The sequence below is a fragment of the Mycobacterium gordonae genome (assembly GCF_001417955.2).
Lineage (GTDB): Bacteria > Actinomycetota > Actinomycetes > Mycobacteriales > Mycobacteriaceae > Mycobacterium > Mycobacterium gordonae_B.
In genome coordinates, this window is the sequence record NZ_LKTM01000193.1 from 1 (window position 1) to 1325 (window position 1325).

Consider the following 1325-nt stretch of genomic DNA (forward strand, 5'->3'; position numbering starts at 1 on the left):
CGCCGCTGACGCTGCCGTTGCCGCCGGTACCACCAGTGCCACCGGTGCCACCCTGCCCGCCGGCACCGCCGCTGCCGTCGCCGGCTCCGCCCTCGCCACCAGCACCGGCGACACCGCCCGAACCGCCCTTCCCGCCCACGGCCCCACCGGCCGAGATGTTGAGGGTGTTGCTGCCGCCGCTGCCACCGGTGCCGCCGTGGCCGCCCAGACCACCCAGACCGCCCTGACCGCCCCGGACACCGCCGATACCCGCGCCACCGTCGCCGCCCTGACCGCCGGCGCCGCCGGCACCGCCCTGATTGCCCGGGGTGGGCGCGGAGCTCGAGACGCCGGCCTGACCGGTGCCACCGGTGCCCCCGGCTCCACCGGTGCCGCCGGTACCTCCGCTGCCGGTCACCCCGGCAGCGCCGCCATCGGTTCCGGTCCCCGCGGCGCCGGCGACGCCGCCGGTTCCGCCCTTGCCGCCGGCGGCGCCGGTGGTGTTCGCCCCCGTGCCGGTATTGCTACCGCCGGCGCCACCGCTGCCGCCCTGGCCGCCCACACCGCCCTGACCGCCCTGACCACCGCCGACGCCGTTGAAGCCGGCACCGCCGTCGCCACCCTGGCCTCCGGCACCGCCGGCGCCACCCTGACCGCCCGCGCTGGGTGTGGTGTCGGAGACGCCGGTCTGGCCGGTGCCGCCGGTGCCGCCGATTCCCCCCACGCCGCCTTTGCCTCCACTGCCGGTCACCCCGGCAGCGCCGCCGTCGGTTCCCGTGCCCGCGGCGCCGGCGATGCCACCGGTTCCGCCTTTGCCGCCGGTGGCTCCGTTCGCGTTCACTCCGGTGCCGGTGTTGTTGCCGCCGGTGCCGCCGTTACCGCCCTGCCCGCCGATGCCGCCCTGGCCACCCTGGCCACCGCCGACGCCGTTGATCCCGGCGCCTCCGTCACCGCCCTGCCCGCCGGCGCCACCCTGGCCGCCCTGCGCGCCGGCGGTGGGCGCGCTGCCGGAAGTGCCCGCCTGCGCGCTGCCTCCGGCGCCGCCGGTACCCCCGGTGCCGCCTTTTCCGCCGAGACCGTTCGACCCGGCCGCTCCGCCGTCCGTTCCGGAGCCACCCGCTCCTGCGGCACCACCGGTGCCGCCCTGACCACCCGCGGCACCCATCCCGGCTTTGCTCCCGGTGTTAGTGCCGCCGTCACCCCCGCTACCGCCCTGGCCGCCGACACCACCCTGGCCGCCCTGGCCGCCCCCGACTCCGCCGATACCCGCACCGCCGGCACCACCCTGTCCGCCGGCGCCGCCATGACCGCCTTGCAGCCCGGAAGTGGGAGCGGTCGCGCTGGCG

General features: G+C 78.8%; 1 protein-coding gene. It reads right to left on the bottom strand.

The features are described 5' to 3' along the window. Window positions 1–1325 (bottom strand): hypothetical protein (locus tag AO501_RS40235; protein ID WP_197419853.1); only part of this gene is annotated, 1325 nt, incomplete at both ends.